General features: G+C 65.1%; 15 protein-coding genes and 2 pseudogenes. 7 read left to right on the top strand and 10 right to left on the bottom strand.

Annotated features, from left to right (window positions below):
* Positions 1 to 50: 50 nt before the first annotated feature.
* The 6 genes and pseudogenes from OHQ90_RS24860 to OHQ90_RS24835 all read right to left on the bottom strand — a co-directional run bounded on the left by OHQ90_RS24860 (position 51) and on the right by OHQ90_RS24835 (position 3,796).
* On the bottom strand, positions 51 to 842 hold the full coding sequence (locus OHQ90_RS24860) for a class I SAM-dependent methyltransferase (protein WP_442941493.1): 792 nt from the start codon (positions 840 to 842) through the stop codon (positions 51 to 53).
* Between the two features lie 65 nt (positions 843 to 907).
* Positions 908 to 1,252 carry a VOC family protein gene (locus OHQ90_RS24855; RefSeq protein ID WP_328401350.1) on the bottom strand — a complete coding sequence of 115 codons (345 nt, stop codon included), beginning with the start codon at positions 1,250 to 1,252 and terminating at the stop codon, positions 908 to 910.
* 1 nt (position 1,253) lies between these two features.
* On the bottom strand, positions 1,254 to 1,424 hold the full coding sequence (locus tag OHQ90_RS24850; RefSeq protein ID WP_328401348.1) for a CopG family transcriptional regulator: 171 nt from the start codon (positions 1,422 to 1,424) through the stop codon (positions 1,254 to 1,256).
* A gap of 254 nt (positions 1,425 to 1,678) precedes the next feature.
* The gene (locus OHQ90_RS24845; protein WP_328401346.1) at positions 1,679 to 2,500 is read right to left on the bottom strand and encodes a transporter substrate-binding domain-containing protein; all 822 of its coding nucleotides are present in this window, start codon (positions 2,498 to 2,500) and stop codon (positions 1,679 to 1,681) included.
* Positions 2,501 to 2,644: 144 nt separating this feature from the next.
* Positions 2,645 to 2,904 (bottom strand): annotated as a pseudogene (locus OHQ90_RS24840) (YciI family protein); the annotation flags it as partial.
* Between the two features lie 232 nt (positions 2,905 to 3,136).
* Positions 3,137 to 3,796 carry a TetR/AcrR family transcriptional regulator gene (locus tag OHQ90_RS24835; RefSeq protein WP_328401344.1) on the bottom strand — a complete coding sequence of 220 codons (660 nt, stop codon included), beginning with the start codon at positions 3,794 to 3,796 and terminating at the stop codon, positions 3,137 to 3,139.
* A gap of 318 nt (positions 3,797 to 4,114) precedes the next feature.
* Here OHQ90_RS24835 and OHQ90_RS24830 point away from each other — a divergent pair.
* Positions 4,115 to 4,830 (top strand): annotated as a pseudogene (locus tag OHQ90_RS24830) (ABC transporter ATP-binding protein); the annotation flags it as partial.
* 49 nt (positions 4,831 to 4,879) lie between these two features.
* On the opposite strand, the gene OHQ90_RS24825 reads toward OHQ90_RS24830, so the two are convergent.
* Positions 4,880 to 6,346 (bottom strand): alpha/beta fold hydrolase, encoded by a 1,467-nt coding sequence (locus OHQ90_RS24825; RefSeq protein WP_328401342.1) that lies wholly within the window; start codon positions 6,344 to 6,346, stop codon positions 4,880 to 4,882.
* Positions 6,347 to 6,712: 366 nt separating this feature from the next.
* On the opposite strand from OHQ90_RS24825, the gene OHQ90_RS24820 reads away from it, so the two are divergent.
* Positions 6,713 to 7,348 (top strand): DUF6262 family protein, encoded by a 636-nt coding sequence (locus OHQ90_RS24820; RefSeq protein WP_328401340.1) that lies wholly within the window; start codon positions 6,713 to 6,715, stop codon positions 7,346 to 7,348.
* 153 nt (positions 7,349 to 7,501) lie between these two features.
* Positions 7,502 to 8,365, top strand: a complete 864-nt coding sequence (locus OHQ90_RS24815) for a class I SAM-dependent methyltransferase (protein ID WP_328401338.1) — start codon at positions 7,502 to 7,504, stop codon at positions 8,363 to 8,365.
* 80 nt (positions 8,366 to 8,445) lie between these two features.
* Here OHQ90_RS24815 and OHQ90_RS24810 read toward each other — a convergent pair whose 3' ends face one another.
* On the bottom strand, positions 8,446 to 8,619 hold the full coding sequence (locus OHQ90_RS24810; protein ID WP_328401336.1) for a hypothetical protein: 174 nt from the start codon (positions 8,617 to 8,619) through the stop codon (positions 8,446 to 8,448).
* A 551-nt stretch (positions 8,620 to 9,170) separates the two neighbouring features.
* On the opposite strand from OHQ90_RS24810, the gene OHQ90_RS24805 reads away from it, so the two are divergent.
* Positions 9,171 to 9,587 (top strand): hypothetical protein, encoded by a 417-nt coding sequence (locus OHQ90_RS24805; RefSeq protein ID WP_328401334.1) that lies wholly within the window; start codon positions 9,171 to 9,173, stop codon positions 9,585 to 9,587.
* 122 nt (positions 9,588 to 9,709) lie between these two features.
* Here OHQ90_RS24805 and OHQ90_RS24800 read toward each other — a convergent pair whose 3' ends face one another.
* Positions 9,710 to 10,549 (bottom strand): LysR family transcriptional regulator, encoded by an 840-nt coding sequence (locus OHQ90_RS24800; protein WP_328401332.1) that lies wholly within the window; start codon positions 10,547 to 10,549, stop codon positions 9,710 to 9,712.
* Between the two features lie 105 nt (positions 10,550 to 10,654).
* On the opposite strand from OHQ90_RS24800, the gene OHQ90_RS24795 reads away from it, so the two are divergent.
* From OHQ90_RS24795 to OHQ90_RS24785, 3 genes are all read left to right on the top strand, one after another.
* The gene (locus OHQ90_RS24795; RefSeq protein WP_328401330.1) at positions 10,655 to 11,380 is read left to right on the top strand and encodes an SDR family NAD(P)-dependent oxidoreductase; all 726 of its coding nucleotides are present in this window, start codon (positions 10,655 to 10,657) and stop codon (positions 11,378 to 11,380) included.
* Between the two features lie 70 nt (positions 11,381 to 11,450).
* Entirely contained in the window at positions 11,451 to 12,374 is a 924-nt protein-coding gene (locus tag OHQ90_RS24790) for an NADP-dependent oxidoreductase (RefSeq protein WP_328401328.1), read from the top strand.
* 199 nt (positions 12,375 to 12,573) lie between these two features.
* The gene (locus OHQ90_RS24785; RefSeq protein WP_328401325.1) at positions 12,574 to 12,822 is read left to right on the top strand and encodes a hypothetical protein; all 249 of its coding nucleotides are present in this window, start codon (positions 12,574 to 12,576) and stop codon (positions 12,820 to 12,822) included.
* 112 nt (positions 12,823 to 12,934) lie between these two features.
* Here the strand turns inward: OHQ90_RS24785 and OHQ90_RS24780 are convergent, their stop codons facing one another.
* On the bottom strand, positions 12,935 to 14,176 hold the full coding sequence (locus OHQ90_RS24780; protein ID WP_328401323.1) for a site-specific integrase: 1,242 nt from the start codon (positions 14,174 to 14,176) through the stop codon (positions 12,935 to 12,937).
* Positions 14,177 to 14,280 lie beyond the last annotated feature (104 nt).

Here is a 14,280-nt window from a genome sequence, read left to right as displayed (position 1 = left end):
GGCTTCGAAGGATTGCACCAGCCCGAGGCGACCTCGAAACGGTTGCCGTACTACGACGTCGCCACCAGGATCTGCTCCGACTCCGTGGGGCGCAGACCGTCGGTGCGGTCGGTGAAGTAGCGACGGTTGATGTCGCTGGGCGAAATGTGCTGGGTGGCAGCGAAACCCGCGTCCTCGGCCAGCGCCACGATCTCGTCGGGACCGAAGAAACTGATGAACGGAGTGCCCGATTCGCGAGCGCCCTGCTCGACATACCGGCGCAGCCGCTGTTCGTCGGGGCCGACGAGTTCGAGCGGCAGCATGAATGTCGTGGCCAGAGTGGAGCCGGGCGCGAGTTTCGCAATCTGGTGCAGGGTTGCGATATTCGTCTCCTTGGTGAGGTACATGGAGACGCCGGTGGATGCCACAACCGCCGGGCGGTCCGGGTCGAAACCGGCGGCTGTCAGCCGATCCCACCACGAGTCCACTTCGAAATCGACGGGGACCAGTCGTAACCAATCCGGGACGCCGTATCCGAGCTCGGTGAGGCGTTGTCGCTTCCATGCCTGGGGGCCGGGTTGGTCGATCTCGAACACCGTCAGGCGTGCGGCGAGCTCGGGCCGGCGTTGCGCGAAGGTGTCCAGTCCGGCGCCGAGCAGAACGTACTGATCCACGCCACGCTCGATCTGTTCGGCGAGGAGGTCCTCGATGAAGCGGGCCCGGGACACGATGCCTGCTCGCATCTGGCTGGTGGTCTGCGGGTCCATATCCGGGCGACTTCGCCAATCTTCCTCGGGCGATGCCAGCCGCAGACCGATCTCGTCGCGGAATACGTAAGGGGGCGAATCGATCTGCACGTGCATCGCCCGCCACAGCGCGACCCGGATCGCGGTGCTGTCCGGCGCGACCTGCTCGTTCGGTATGGCGATCACTGCTTGCCCGCCGGTACTTGCAGGCTCCAGAGCCGCCCGTCCGGGTCGCGGACGGTCATCTCCTGGGTCCCGTAGTGGGTCTGCTCGAACTCGGTGACGATATCGACTTCGCCGCCGGGGCGGTTCTGCGTGCCGGCGACCTTCAGGACCAGCTGCGTGCGCGGCTGCTGAGTCGTAGGGATCTCGGCAACGAAAACGCTGGGACCGTCACCGTTGCGGAACTGGCCCGAGTTGTGGTCGGTTTCGAACTCCACCTCGAATCCCAGCTCCTGCAGAAACTTGGCGGCCTTGCCCCAGTTGTGAGTTTCCAGGAGCACGGCCTCGATACCTTCGGTCGTCATATCAATCCTTTCCCGACGATGACTGCCGGTGGGTGTCGTCGAGGTATGCCCGCAGCGCGTCGGCTACCAGTGCCGACAATGACATTCCCGACTCGATCGACTGATATTTGACCTGCTTGATCAGCCCGATCGGCAGGTAGACGTTGAACTGCTTGACATCCTCGTCGCCCACAACGCGATGCTAGCATGCTAGCAATCTAGCCGCCAGCTTCACGGCTGAGTCCCACACGGATCTCCAGATGGGATCGGTGACTCCGTGAACCTTCGGGGAAGGGCCGTCCGTCACGTACTGGGCAGGCGGTCACCAAAGGTAAAGGCGCGCATGCGGTCTACGAATCCGTCGGCCTCGCGACATTCCACGACAGCCTGGATGCGCTACGGCCGCGTGGCTGCCTCGTGTTGTCCGTCGACTTGTGCGGGTGTCGCTCAGTTACCGCTGATAGGCGCGTCGCCGCCGATCCATCGGGCGAAGGAGCGGTCGACGGCCCCGGTGGCGAGTTGGGTTGCCAGCCACGCGTTCACGGTCGTGGCCAGTACAGGGTCGTTCTTCTTCAGCAGGAACACCTTCTGGAAGGAGTCGAACGGGCGCTCGGGGTGCAGGACCTGCAGACCGGGGTGGCTGCGGACGCGGTATCGGCCTTCGACGGAGTCGGTGACGAAGACATCCACCCGGCCCTGGTCGATTTCGTCGAAGAGGGTGAGATTGTCGTTCCACAGAGTCAGTTGGGCGTCGGGAAAGTTCTTGCGTGCGAACGATTCGTTGGTGCCACCGCGGTTCGCGATCACCCGCACGCCGGGTTGATTGATCTGCGCGATCGTGGCGTAGTCGGCGCCGCTGGTGCGCCGTGTGATCGGGGCTTTTCCGTCGATGCCGTAGGAGATCGAGAAGTCGGAGAACCCGCGGCGTGCGGGCAGGTCGGAGATTCCGCCGACCGCGACATCACACTGCTGCGGCGCGAAATCGGTTGCCAGCGTTGCCCAGGTCACCGGGATGAACCGGATCGGGCGGTGCAGCACATCGGCGAAGCCTCGGATGAGTTCGATGTCGATCCCGACGTATCCGCCTGCGCCGTCGCCCACCGAATACGGCGGGTAGTCTCCCGGCGTGCACACTCGCAATTCGTCTGCGGCGGGTAATCGGCCCGGTTCCTGTGCGGTCGCGGGGATCGCCACTGCAGCAACAGCTGTCCAACCGGCGACCAGGGCCGTGATCCGCCGAAGGCGCGCACGAGTGTGTTGTCCGAGCATCCTGAGGAGATTACCGGCTGAGGGGGTGCGGGCTCCGATCCTTGTCGGTCCGGTGCCGGGAATCTCGCCTCTCCGGCCGATACTTCCTTGCCGCTCAACTGCGCAATTGTGCGTTGAGTCGTGCGGCGCCTCGTCCACCGTGCGTCACTCTGTGATGGTCGGGGACGCGGCCAGGAGTGGGCGCACCTCGAGCCACTCGTGGATCGGCTTCCCACCCGCACCCGGAGCCGCGGACAACTCGCCGGCCAGCTCGAGCGCCCGCTCGTAGGTCTCGACGTCGATCACCATCCAGCCGGCGATCAGGTCCTTGGTCTCCGCGAACGGGCCGTTGGTGACGGCGGCCGCCCCTCGCCGTCGTAGCGGACGAACGTGCCCTCCGGGGAGAGCGCCTGACTGTCGACGAAGCCGCGCGCGGGTTCTCGACATCCCACCGCGACATTTCCTGGCGGACTCATCGGTCAACACCGGAGCGACAAATCAGACACCTCTCGACGAGACCGAAGATCACCAGCTCAGGAGCCTACTCAGCAATATTCGCTCAGGCCAGGACACTCGGCCATTTCTGGCGTTGGTCAGTGGGTACGGCTTCGTGCGGGTGGGTGAGCAGCTCGACCTGGTCGATGGTGTGAAGTTCGTTTACGAAGTCGCCGCGCGCACGGGTCGGCTTCGGTAGAGCGGTCGACTGAGATCCGCGGCCCAGACCGGGGTTCGGGCCGGCCACATGCGCAGGGCGAGTTCGGAGACATGGCGGAGGTCTTCGTGGGTGCAGCCGTTGGCGGCTTGAGTGGCGATGCCGTCGATGATGGCTGTGACGAAGTAGGCGAGGGCTTTCGGGTCGGCTTCGATCGGAAGGTCGCCCTCGGCGCGGGCGCGTTCGAGGCGGTGACACAGTGCCGCAGTGCTTGCGGTGCGCCGTGCGATGACTTCGTCCCGGATCGGGTTGGTGTCGGGGCCGCAGGCGTGTGCGTGACTGACGAGCAGGCAGCCGCGGGGTGTGTTCGGGCCTGCGGTGAGCGCGATCGTTCCGGACATCAGTGCTTCGGCGACTTCGACTGCAGTGGGGCGATTCAATGCGTGTGTCGCGAACGCGCGGGGGCCCGCGATGTAGCGGTCGAGGACTTTGCGGAAGAGGTCTTCCTTGTTGCCGAACGCGGCGTAGAGGCTGGGTCGGTTGATACCCATCGCCTCGGTCAGGTCCGAGAGTGCCGTGCCTTCGTATCCTTGACGCCAGAACACTTCCAGCGCCCGGTCGAGGGTGGCAGCGGGGTCGAACTGTCGGGGCCGTCCGCCCACCATCGCGTTACCTCCAAATTTCTATACCCTTCGGTACAGTGCCCAGTCGGCCGGATGTCCAAACCTCCCCGTATACGACCAGTCGAATGTCCGATTGACACTAGCCGACGCATGGTCTAGCTCGATCCGGATCGGCGCATCGAGCGGGTTGTCGTGATGCAGGACATAGCGTGTGGCACGGAATCGATCATCCTGTCCGCTTCCTCCGTCAGCGGAAACGTGCCGAGTCGTGGACTGCCGCAGGCCGGGCCCGGGCGGCGCAGGCCGGCGGTGGCGCTGCACTTGCTAGTTACATCAACGGTGGCAGTTGCAGTGGAGGACGTGGTGAATCTGGATACCTGCGGCGGAGTCGAGGTGCTGCACAAGGTGTCGCTGCGTGCCGAGCCCGGCCAGCTAGTCGCACTGGTCTGGTGCGAGGAAATCCACTGTGGCCCAACTGGTTTCCGGCTCTACGACGTCGACGCCGGCGCGGTGTGGTTGAACGGCACCGACGTGCGCGAACTGACTACCAGGTCGATCCGGGAGACCGTCGAACTCGTCACCCAGGACGGTCACCTGTTCCACGACACTATCCGGACCAATTTGCTGCTCGCCCGGCCGGAGGCGACCGAGGACGAACTGTCGCGTTGGACCGCGCACGGCTGCACGATCTGGTCGCGTCGCTGGCGGACGTGCTGAAAACGGTGGTCGGCGTGAGCGGCTACCGGCTCTCCGGCGGTGAGTGCCAGCGACTGACCATCGCCGGGCCGCTGCTCGAGCAGCCACGGTTGGTGATCCTGGACGAGGCGACGGCGTCGCTGGACTCGACTTCGGAAGCCGCCGTGCAGGAGGCGCTCGCGGAAGCACTGGACGGTCGGACCGCCCTGGTGATCGCACACCGCCTGTCCACGATTCGCGCGGCCGATCAGATCCTGGTGCTCGAGGACGGTCGAATCGTGGAGCGCGGTACCCACACTCAGCTGTTGGCCGCAGACGGTCGCTATGCGGAGTTGTTTCGCACCCAGTTCGCCGACGAAACCGTCACGGTCTCCGCTTGACCGATCCGCTGGTCCGGATGAGACCGATCATCCCGGGCAGCGGTGTGGGCTAGGGCGTGGATTGATCCGCGTAGCAGGTGATGTCGGTATCCGGCATGGTTCCTACGCTGAAGTATGTGTTGATCGCATGGTTTACGCAGCCGCTGAGTTCGGGCCGGAATGTCATATGGATACGGACATCCTGCAGCGTCACCATCCGCGACTCGGACATGTCCTGATGCAATCGGACGCCGTGGACATAAGGAGTTCGGGGATCTCCCGTCGCCTGCAGGATGAGCGCGGGCACAGAATTCCGGACGACAGTCGGTGGCTCGACCGGGCGAGGCCAGAAGGCGCACGGCTGGATGTTGTTCGCCAGCGCGCCGAAAACCGGCTGCGTGGCACGGGTCTCTTCGATGTTGCGCCAGTACCAGGTCGGATCAATCGGTGCCCCGACATCGCCGCAGGCGATCTGCGCAAGCACCGAATTCTCATTGTCGCGCAGCGCCTCCACGATGGCACGAAGCCGGGGTGTTCGCGATGTAGTGGGCGGACCACCCGCGGCATCGGCGATCTCCCGCACAGTGGCGGCCATCGCTTCGTTCAGCCGGAAGTTCATCAGCAATCCGTGCAGGATGAACGGAAGCCAGTGATCGTCAATGGCAAACCCATCGATGACAATCGGTTGGCGCGCGGCGATACGAACGAGCTCCTCGATCTTCGCCCGTACCTGCTGCGGAGTCGCACCGAGCCGGAACTCGTCATCCCGACCGGAAACCCAGCCGGCCCAGTCGTCCAGCGCGATCTCGTCTGCCGGACCCCAATCCTGAACCAAGCCCTCCCAATACCGGTCCGGGTCGATCGTGCTGTCGAGCACGACGCGGTCACTCCTTTCGGGGAACATCTGCGTGAACACGGCCCCGAGGTAGGTGCCATAGGACACGCCGTAGAAGTTGGCCTTCTCCTCACCCAGGGCGCCTCGCACAATGTCCATGTCACGCGCGGTGTTGCGAGTGGTGAACTGCCTCAGCTTGTTCGGATCACGAATCAGGCAGGTCGCGGCCATCCCCGCGGACTGAACGGTGTCGTGCACGAATCCCAGCGGATCCAGACCCGCCGACCGAATCATCTCGCCTACCGGCCACCCGCACCGCGGACTCCGACCGGATTCGCCGACCCCGCGCGGATCCATGCCGATCAGGTCGTAACTCGCCAAGACCTCCGGCGAGAGCACATCACCGAGCAGATCCAGACTGTCCAGCCCCTCCCCACCGGGACCGCCCGGATTGGACAGCAGAATTCCCCGCCGCTGCACCGGATCGCCGGCCTTCACCCGCGAAATTGCCACGGTCATCGTGCGATCGTCGGGATTCCCGTAGTCGAGCGGCACCAGTACATCCGCGCACTCGCCACCGGCCTTGTCGATATTCTCGACGCCGCAAGGCTTCCACTCGAGCCGCTGGTGATAGAACCGGTCCAATCCGATCGGGTGCGCGTCGTCGACCGGGTCCGCCTGGCTGTACGCCGGCACAGCCATCAGCAGGGACACCGCCACTACAGACATCGAACGCCAGAACAGGTTCACCGACAACAGACTTCGCCTCTCGATATGAGGGATCACACAGGTTGGTGCGACGTGAACCGTAGCCGATACGGGGGTTCGGTTGTGGTAACCCACACCCACTCAGGGTGAGTCGAGCACTTCGGCGCGCATCGAGTCCGTCCAGCACGCGGTCCAACCCGTAGTGGAACTTCCGCGCGCGCATCTCCGCCGGGTCCCTGTCCCAAATCGGCCTGTCGAACTCTCGGAAACTCGAGCGCCGCTTGATCTGCGGCGGGCCGACGACTTGCCCCACCGCACGAACCACGCTCCATACTGGCCGTACTGCGGCATCTTCGATGCGTGCCTGCGGTCGGCCAGATCCAGGCGCTGGGCTCCCCTCCCCGCGACCATCTCGCCCGCACCCACCTCGGAGGCCACCGCGTGACCGACACCCGCCCGCACCGCAGCGCCCGGCCGATGCTCGACGGCCGCCGCGACGACTCGCTGCGCCGCCGCCAACGCGTGCTGGCAGTCCTCAACAAGGTGGTCACCGACGGTGAACACATCAGTACATCCGCGATCGCTCGCGCAGCTGGGGTGGACCGAACCTTCCTCTACCGGCACCGTGATCTTCTGGAGAAAATCCATGTGCTGCAAGCAGATCCAGCCGCCACCGCCGACCGCGAACCTGCGGTCATCCGTGCTTCGTCGCAGGCGGACCTGCTGGCCGCCCACGAGCGAGCCGCCCGACTTGCTGCGCGCGTCCAGCAACTGGAGAAACGACTGTCCGAAGCGCTCGGCGAGCAGACCTGGCGTGAATCCGGACTCGGCGCACCCACCGACATCGACGCGCTCCACCAGCGCATCAACCAGCTCGAACAGCGAAACATCGACCTGCAGCAACAACTCGACGAACGCGACGACGATCTTGCCGCCGCTCGTGCCACCAACCGCGAAATCATGACCCGGCTCGACACATCAACCCAGCCCCGATAACAGGTTCGAGCCCGCCCCTGGCGACTCGTGGCAACCGCTCCGAAGGAGGGTCGGCCGTAATCAGTGTTACCGATCGTGTTCGCGTGCTCCTTTGCGAGTGAGCGTGAGTGAGTTCATAGAGCACGCGCCACATTCGCAAGTAGGTTCTTGAATATGGATAACGACGGACCCAGCCGGACAGCGCTCATCACCGCGTACGCCCGCGCCTATCACCAGATCGCTGACCGACCACAGATCTTCACCGACCCCCTGGCGGCACGTCTGCTCGGCGTCACCGCAGAGGAACTGGCCGAATTGGGCACGCCCACAACCAATCACCTCGGTGACGGGGTCAGCGATCGGCCCCGCCGACTGTTCTTCGCCGCACGCGCACGCTTCGCCGAGGACGCCGTGGCCGCGGCCATCGCCGCTGGTGTGCGGCAGGTCGTGATCCTCGGCGCCGGTCTGGACACCTTCGCCTATCGCAATCCGCGCCCGGACTTGCGTGTCTTCGAGGTCGACCACCCCGCCACCCAAGCGTGGAAACGCGAACGCCTTACTACCGCCGGAATCGACCGCCCTGAGACGTTGACCTTCGTGCCGGTCGATTTCGAAACCCAGACGCTGGCAGCGGGATTGGAATCCACCGGATTCAAACGGACGGACCCGGCCGTATTCGTGTGGCTCGGCGTCGTCTTCTATCTGACTCCGAACGCCGCCCACGCCACTCTCGAATACATCGCTGGTCAGGCCCAGCCGGTCGAGGTGGTCTTCGACTACCTGCAGCCCGCGAACAGCGACGAGGACCGTGCGCACCAGCAGGCACGTGCCGATCGGCTGGCCGGCGTCGGCGAACCCGTGTTCAGCTACTTCACGCCCGACGACATCGCCGCACAGCTGCGCGCCCTCGGCTTCACCGACCTCGAAGACCACTCCGCCCCCGACCTCGTCACCCGCTACCTCGACGGATCCGAAAGATTCGGAGGCGAACCGCCCCGCGCACTGCGCGCGATCCGCATACTGCGCGCGAGCCGCTGAGGATCGCCCGCCACGTCGACTTGCACCATATCTGTCGCGACGGCCAGCATCTCCGGCATCAGCCTCTGAACTGCACAAACTCAGAGAAATGCGGGAACGTACGTGGGCGGAGCCCCGGGGAATAACCCATAGGCGTAGACCGTCTTCAGCAAGGCCGCATCGCGCAGGGCGGGTAGTGCACCCTTGCGCCCGTGCCGCCGCGCGTGCTCGACCCGCGCATCGGCGGCATCGAACAACGCCTGGACCTCCGACATGAGCAATCGAATTGCCCTCGTGGAACACCTGCTGTGGCACCGATCCGAAACGCTGCCGGCAGACTGTAGGCCCCTGGCAGCCAGTATCAGTCACGTACTGCATGAACAAAGTGATCGATAGCTGGTACCCGCGCGCGGTCGAGACGGTGATCGGTCGGGTGCCGTCCCGCTCGCCCCGAAAGTCAGTGATGAATTCCTCACCGTCGGTCGGTTCCCATTGCCACGGATACGAATTCGTGAACTCACCCGTCCTGCGAATGAGCGCGAGCCGTGGCCGGATTATCGCTTCCTTCAACAATCGGGTCCGCTGCTGCCGCTCCCAACCGGTGAGCATTTCCCTATTAGATGTGTGTGTTGATGCAGGTCGAAAGGGAAACGCAGAGTGGCAGTCAGCACGCTTTCCAGCTCCTCGAGCGTGCTGCTGTCATGGACACCCGGGCCGCTCGGGTTCCCGGTCCGCTCAGTGAGCGGTTGCGCGCCAACGCCGACAGACTTCGGGGATACGCCGATGCCCATGACCGCACCCGCATCACCTTGACTGAGGACGCGCGATGAACACCGATGAGCGCGACAAGATCCGCGCCGCGATGGAACGCATCCTGTCCGGCGCCGCCGAGCGATCCAACGGTGCACTCACGATCGTCGCCCTCGCGCTGGAGGTCGATGTCCCCAGAAATGCTCTAACACAACGACATACCGACTTGAAGAACGAGTTCTACGCGCGGGTGGCCCAGCGCGGGGCGCCATCGGAGGTCGAGATCCGACTCCGAGCCACCATCGCCGCACTGAAGAAGACGATCGCGAACAAAAACGCCGAACTCACCCAACTCCGGGCCGACGTCCCCGCCCTCGTCCGGGCAGTGAATCAACTTACCTTGGAAAACCAGGCGCTGCGGGAAGCATTGGCGAACCCCGGTGCCGCGGTCATCCCAATTCGGCGAGGGATGCCACACCAAACCGAGGATTGACCGCACCGGCGGGCGACCGATATACGGCAATACCGGATGTATCCCAAATGCGAGCGTATCTCGAAACAGTGGTGCGAGGTACGGCCGCGTGCCGGAGAACCGCGGTGCCGCAGCGGTGTCGGTTAGAGGCGCGTCGCGGTCTGGACGAGGTCGGCGACGGCTTTGGATCTGCTGTGTGGTGGCCAGGCGATGACGGTTGTGACAGCCGGTGCGTCCGGGACAGGCACGATGGCATGATCGTCGCGTAGCTGGGCTCGCAGCGACTCGGGCACGACCGCGCAGGCCAGTCCGAGCGCGATCAGTTGGAACAGCTGGGTATGGTCGCGGACCTGCGGGCCGGGGCCGTCCGCATAGCTCCCATCGTGTCGAGGCCAGCGCGGCAGGGGCAGGTCCGTCAGTGCGTAGATCTCGGCTATCGATATGTGGGGTCGGTCAGCGAGGGGGTGTCCCGCGGGCAGGACGGCGACTTGGTGTTCGGTGTGTAGGTCTTCGGTGTCGAATCCAGCCATTGTGTCGTAGGGCCGGTGGAGCAGAGCAGCGTCGGCGCGGCCGTTGCGTAGCAGGCTTTCCGGCTGGCCGGGCCCGCACAACATCACCTCGACGGGAACAGCGCCAGGATCGGCGGCGTAGGCGTGCAGCAGCTTCGACAACAGTTCGCGGGAGGCTCCGGCCTTGGTGGCCAGCACCACACCGGGCTGGTCGGCAGCGGCGCGGCGGGTGCGGTGCTCGGCGGCTTCGACCGCGTCGAGGGCAGTCCGGGCCTCCCGCAGCAGCACCGACCCGGCCTCAGTTAAGGCGATTGCGCGAGTGCCGCGGTGCAGGAGAACGACTCCGAGCCGCCGTTCGAGCTGCTGGATGGCACGCGATAGTGGTGGTTGCGCCATCGCGAGCCGTTGCGCCGCCCGCCCGAAGTGCAACTCCTCGGCGACGGCGACGAAGTATCGCAGCTCCCGTGTCTCCACCAGATCATCGTATCCGCCGCTGACCGCGACCAATACCCGTGCGGTATCACCGCAGACCCAATCGGTCTTGGACGCCGCACCCGGAGCCGCAGCAGGATCGGCGGTGTGAGTGAACAGACGATTGCGCTGGTAACCGGCGCGAACAAAGGAATCGGATACGAGATCGCCGCAGGCCTGGGCGCGCTCGGCTGGCGAATCGGTGTGGGCGCGCGGGATCAACAACGCCGCGACACCGCGGTGGAGAAGCTGCGCGCGGCCGGGACCGATGCGTTCGGCGTACCGCTCGACGTGACCGACGACGCAAGTGTGGCCGCTGCGGCCGAGTTGATCGCCGACCAATCCGGAGGCCTCGACGTCCTGGTCAACAACGCCGCGATCACCGGCGGCGTGCCGCAGACGCCCACCACTGTCGATCCCGCGACCGTGCGAGCTGTCGTGGAAACCAACGTGATCGGCGTAATTCGGGTGACCAACGCGATGCTGCCGATGCTGCGCGCCTCGGCCTCGCCGCGAATTGTGAATATGTCCAGCAGCGTCGGTTCGCTTGCCCTGCAAACCACGCCCGGCATCGACATGGGCCCGGTTCCTGCTGCGTACTTGGCGTCGAAAACCTTCCTCAACGCCGTCACGGTCCAATACGTCAAGGAACTGGGCGACACCAACATCCTGATCAACTCCGGCTGTCCTGGTTTCACCGCCACCGACCTCAACGGCTTCCGCGGCGTCCGCACCCCCCAACAGGGCGCGGCGATCGCGATTCGCCTCGCGACCCTGCCCGACGACGGCCCGACCGGCGGATTCTTCGACGACGCCGGAACTGTGCCCTGGTGACGGGCATGCCGGTGCCCACCATTCCCGCTCGAGACGTCAGCGACGCGTCGCGTGTCGGAGGAGCAAGGCAATGACAAAGGCAGTCCGGTACGACGAGTTCGGCGGAATCGAGGTGCTGCGGGTCGAGGAGGTCGACCGCCCGGTGCCCGGGGACGGGCAGGTCCTGGTGCGGGTGAAAGCGGCAGGCATCAACCCCGGCGAGGCAGCCATCCGAACCGGGGCGATGGCCGACATCTTTCCCTCGACCTTTCCGTCCGGGCAGGGCAGCGATCTGGCCGGAGTTGTCGCGGAAGTCGGAGTCGGAGTCGACCGATTCTCGGTCGGCGACGAGGTAATCGGATTCTCCGAGAAGCGGGCCGCCCAGGCCGAGTTGGTCCTGGTCGACGTCGACAACCTCACACACAAACCACGCAAAGTCTCATGGGAGGTGGCGGGCGGCCTGTACGTCGCCGGCGTGACTGCATGGGGGGCAGTGCATTCCATACAACTCGAGAAGGGCGAGAGCGTCGTCATCTCCGCAGCAGCCGGAGGAGTCGGCTCGCTCGCCGTTCAGCTCGCGCGCCGTGCCGGAGCCACGGTCATCGGCCTGGCGAGCGATAGCAACCACGAGTGGCTGCAAAGCCACAGCGTGATCCCCGTCGCATACGGTGACGGCGTCACCGACCGGATCAAGGCCGCCGCACCCAACGGCATCCATGCCTTCATCGACACCCACGGCGGCGGGTACGTCGAACTGGCCCTTGCTCTTGGCGTCACGGCCGAGCGGATCGACACCATCGCCGATTTCGCAGCAGCCGCAAAACACGGAGTCAAGACCGAACCCGGAACCAACACCAGGCCAGGCGCCGAGGTACTCGCCGAACTGGCCGCCCTGATAGCCGAGGGACACCTCGAAGTCCCGATCGCCAACGTCTACCCGTTGACACACGTCCGCCAGGCTTACACCGAACTCGAAGGACGACACACCCACGGCAAAATCGTGCTCAAGCCCTAACCCGCACCAACACAATGCAGCCCGCTCCCAGAGACACTGCTCAACACAGCCCAGTCGGCCACCCTGGGGACTGCTACAACCCCGGACGGCACATCCAATATTCGGCATTACAGGACGGCCGACAACGTCGCAACGATCGGTTCGCGCACCGGATCCGGAACGTGTTCTCTCAGCGGATCACCTGCTGTCGGAGGTCCCCTTGGCTGGCGACCTGGTTGTCCCACGGCGGGTGTTAAACAACAAGCAGGGAACCGGCCTCAAGATCTCAACACGCAGACTTGACAGGGAAAAGCATCGCATCGAACACGGCGCGTTCCGGGTCCAGGTGCACGACTCCATCGGCAAGCACAAGGTGCGCCGCACCGGGCAGATCAGCCCTGTCCATGGTGTTGCATCTAACACAACATTGTTGCGTCTTGTTCGCGAAACGATCGAATCACTCAGGTAGGGCACGATTTTCGCGGCGACGCGCTAAGGTACGAAACTTCTGGACCTGTGTCGCAGCCTTCATCGTGGCAATGTGCAATGTTGCATCAAATGCAATTCATCCTGTAGACGCGTCACAGGCCCAGTTTGGTGACGGCGTTGTCTTCCAACGGGTTTGCGGTGCGGATGTAGCCGTGCACGGTACGGGGGTTGGACCAGCGGCCTTGGCGCATGATTTCGCGGTCGCTCGCGCCGCCGAGTGCGGCTTGGGTGGCGAAGCCCGCGCGCAGCGAGTGGCCGGAGAAGAGGGCGGGGTCGAGGCCGGCGCGGGCGGCGTAGCGCTTGACGAGTTCGGCGACGGCGCGCCCGGACATGGGGCGGGCGGCGATGCCGCCATGGCGGGTGATGGTGGGGAACAGGGGTTGGTCGGCGAGGGCGGTGCCGTGAAAACCGTGGCAGCGATGGATGTCCGGGGGTGTGGGTGATGTGTCGGTGAGCCAGGCTTGCAGTCCGTCGGCGCCATGGGCGGCATGGGCTTCGAGCAGGTGTATCCAGTCGGCGAAGGCGCAGACGGGGCAGGTGGGCGGGCGTTGGCCACGGGGCAGCGCGACGCGTTGTTCGCTGGTGCCGGTCGGGTCGGTTTTGGTGGTCGGCAGCTGGACGAGCAGGAGGGGTTCGCCGGTGCGGTGGTCGAGGTGTACGCGAACGTCGGTGATGCGCAGGCCGGCAAGTTCGCTGCGGCGCAATGCACCAGCGAATCCGACGAGCAGCGCGAGAGTGTCGCGGCGGCGGGCAGGTTCGGTCGGCCAGCCCGGTTCGGGTAGACCGGCCAGCAGCTGTTCGAGGGTGTGCAGCAGGACGGGGCGTTTGCGCGTGGGTTGGGAGCGCCGCGTGCGGCGAATGCCGCGCAGGGTCAGGCGAACCACGTCGGAGCGGGTGGGGGAGGGCAGTCCGTTGGCGGCGTGGACGGCGGCGATGGCGGCGGCTTTACGTTCGAGGGTGGCGGCGCTGAAAGCCCAGTGCCGGGACTCGGATTCGCTGTCACTGTGACGCAATATGGTTGGGTCGGGGTGACGCTGTGCGTCGGCGGCGGCAGCCAAATACACCGCGACGTCCAAGGCATCGGCAGGCAGGGCCTGCCTATTTTCCGCCGCGCACCAGGCGGCCCAGGCGATCCAATCGGTGCGGTAGGCGCGCAGGGTATTCGCGGATTGGGATGCCTCGAGGTATCGGCGGAGCGACCCTGCTTGGTTGTCGTCGAAGCGTTCGCGCACCAATCGGAGTGCGGCAGCGTCGATCAGGACGCTGCGGACTCCTTTGCGCAGTTCGGTCTGGACCGAGTCCGGTACCGCGACAACAGCGGTTCGATCGTCCACGAATCAGCTCCCTAGTTTTCTCGTAATTCCGTAGCAGTTTCGTTTCGTGTACGCGAACCAAACGAAAACGAAACTCCCGCACCGACAATCAATCACTCTAGTGG

The organism is Nocardia sp. NBC_00403 (assembly GCF_036046055.1).
Classification (GTDB): Bacteria; Actinomycetota; Actinomycetes; order Mycobacteriales; family Mycobacteriaceae; genus Nocardia.
Note: the sequence above shows the minus strand (reverse complement) of the source record. Positions and strands in the feature narration are given on the sequence as shown.